The 2,941-nt window shown below is 55.4% G+C and carries 1 rRNA gene; it reads left to right on the top strand.

What is annotated here, in order from left to right:
* The first annotated feature begins 22 nt into the window (after window positions 1–22).
* Window positions 23–2,936 (top strand): 23S ribosomal RNA (locus tag PJK55_RS15070).
* Window positions 2,937–2,941: the final 5 nt, after the last annotated feature.

Here is a 2,941-nt window from a genome sequence, read left to right on the forward strand (position 1 = left end):
GGACCGTGTGTCTTAGACGCTAGATCAAGGTAGAAAGGGCGTACGGTGGATGCCTTGGCACTAGGAGCCGATGAAGGACGCGACGAACAGCGAAATGCTCTGGGGAGTGGTAAGTACACATTGATCCAGAGATCTCCGAATGGGGGAACCCACCGCCGGGAGACTGGCGGGACACCCACGTGAATACATAGCGTGGCGTGAGGCATACCCGGGGAACTGAAACATCTAAGTACCCGGAGGAAGAGAAAGAAAATTCGATTCCCTGAGTAGCGGCGAGCGAAACGGGAACAGCCCAAACCAGGAAGCATGCTTCCTGGGGTTGTAGGACACTCTACACGGAGTTACAAAGGGATAGGGTAGGTGAACGACCTGGAAAGGTCGGCCAGAGAAGGTGACGGCCCTGTAGCCGAAACCCCATCCCCTCCAGAGTGGATCCTGAGTACGGCGGGACACGTGAAACCCCGTCGGAATCCGGGAGGACCATCTCCCAAGGCTAAATACTTCCTAGTGACCGATAGTGAACCAGTACCGTGAGGGAAAGGTGAAAAGCACCCCGGAAGGGGAGTGAAACAGATCCTGAAACCGTATGCCTACAAGTAGTCAGAGCCCGTTCACGGGTGATGGCGTGCCTTTTGTAGAATGAACCGGCGAGTTACGATGGCGGGCGAGGTTAAGCCGATGAGGCGGAGCCGCAGCGAAAGCGAGTCTGAACAGGGCGCATCAGTCCGTCGTCGTAGACCCGAAACCAGGTGATCTACCCATGTCCAGGATGAAGGTCAGGTAACACTGACTGGAGGTCCGAACCCACGCACGTTGAAAAGTGCGGGGATGAGGTGTGGGTAGCGGTGAAATGCCAATCGAACCTGGAGATAGCTGGTTCTCTCCGAAATAGCTTTAGGGCTAGCCTCGAGGTGAAGAGTTCTGGAGGTAGAGCACTGATTGGACTAGGGGCCCCCACAGGGTTACCGAATTCAGTCAAACTCCGAATGCCAGCAACTTGTACTCGGGAGTCAGACTGCGAGTGATAAGATCCGTAGTCGAGAGGGAAACAGCCCAGACCATCAGCTAAGGTCCCCAAGTGTATGTTAAGTGGAAAAGGATGTGGCGCTGCACAGACAACTAGGATGTTGGCTTAGAAGCAGCCACCATTCAAAGAGTGCGTAATAGCTCACTAGTCGAGTGGCGCCGCGCCGAAAATGTAACGGGGCTAAACATACCACCGAAGCTATGGATCCCGTAAGGGATGGTAGGAGAGCGTTCCAAGCAGCAGTGAAGCGGTATCGTGAGGAGCCGTGGAGCGCTTGGAAGTGAGAATGCCGGTGTGAGTAGCGAAAAGAGGGGTGAGAATCCCCTCCGTCGAAAGCCTAAGGTTTCCTGAGGAAGGCTCGTCCGCTCAGGGTTAGTCTGGACCTAAGCCGAGGCCGAAAGGCGTAGGCGATGGACAACAGGTCGATATTCCTGTACCGCCGTACCACCGTTTGAACGATGGGGGGACGCAGAAGGATAAGGTGACCGTGCGACTGGAAGTGCACGGACAAGCAGCGAGGCCGTCGGGTTGGCAAATCCGCCCGGCATACAAGGTTGAGCTGTGACGTGGAGCCCGTAGGGCGAAGCACCGGATTTCACGCTGCCAAGAAAAGCCTCTAGTGAGGAGGTCGGCGCCAGTACCGCAAACCGACACAGGTAGGCGAGATGAGAATTCTAAGACGCGCGGGATAACTCTCGTTAAGGAACTCGGCAAAATGGTCCCGTAACTTCGGGAGAAGGGACGCTTATGGCAACATAAGCCGCAGTGAATAGGCCCAAACGACTGTTTAGCAAAAACACAGGTCTCTGCTAAATCGCAAGATGAAGTATAGGGGCTGACGCCTGCCCGGTGCTGGAAGGTTAAGGGGATGTGTCATCGCAAGAGAAGCACTGAACCGAAGCCCCAGTAAACGGCGGCCGTAACTATAACGGTCCTAAGGTAGCGAAATTCCTTGTCGGGTAAGTTCCGACCCGCACGAAAGGCGTAACGATTTGGGCACTGTCTCAACGAGAGACCCGGTGAAATCATAGTACCTGTGAAGATGCAGGTTACCCGCGACAGGACGGAAAGACCCCATGGAGCTTTACTACAGCCTGATATTGAGGCTTTGTACGCGATGTACAGGATAGGTGGGAGTTTGTGAAGCCGGAGCGCCAGCTTCGGTGGAGACACCCTTGGGATACCACCCTTTGCGTATAGAGTCTCTAACTCGCAGCCGTGATCCGGCTGGAGGACCGTGTCAGGCGGGTAGTTTGACTGGGGCGGTCGCCTCCTAAACAGTAACGGAGGCGCCCAAAGGTTCCCTCAGAATGGTTGGAAATCATTCGAAGAGTGCAAAGGCAGAAGGGAGCTTGACTGCGAGACCTACAAGTCGAGCAGGGACGAAAGTCGGGCTTAGTGATCCGGTGGTTCCGCATGGAAGGGCCATCGCTCAACGGATAAAAGCTACCCTGGGGATAACAGGCTGATCTCCCCCAAGAGTCCACATCGACGGGGAGGTTTGGCACCTCGATGTCGGCTCATCGCATCCTGGGGCTGGAGTAGGTCCCAAGGGTTGGGCTGTTCGCCCATTAAAGCGGTACGCGAGCTGGGTTCAGAACGTCGTGAGACAGTTCGGTCCCTATCCGTCGTGGGCGCAGGAAATTTGAGGAGAGCTGTCCTTAGTACGAGAGGACCGGGATGGACGCACCGCTGGTGTACCAGTTGTTCCGCCAGGAGCATCGCTGGGTAGCTACGTGCGGACGGGATAAGTGCTGAAAGCATCTAAGCATGAAGCCCCCTCCGAGATGAGATTTCCCTTTGAGCAATCAAGAAAGACCCCTCAGAGACGATGAGGTAGATAGGTCATGGGTGGAAGCGTGGTGACACGTGGAGCTGAATGATACTAATCGGTCGAGGCTTTGATCTAGTCTA

Source organism: Exiguobacterium sp. MMG028 (genome assembly GCF_027947425.1).
Lineage (GTDB): Bacteria > Bacillota > Bacilli > Exiguobacteriales > Exiguobacteriaceae > Exiguobacterium > Exiguobacterium aestuarii_A.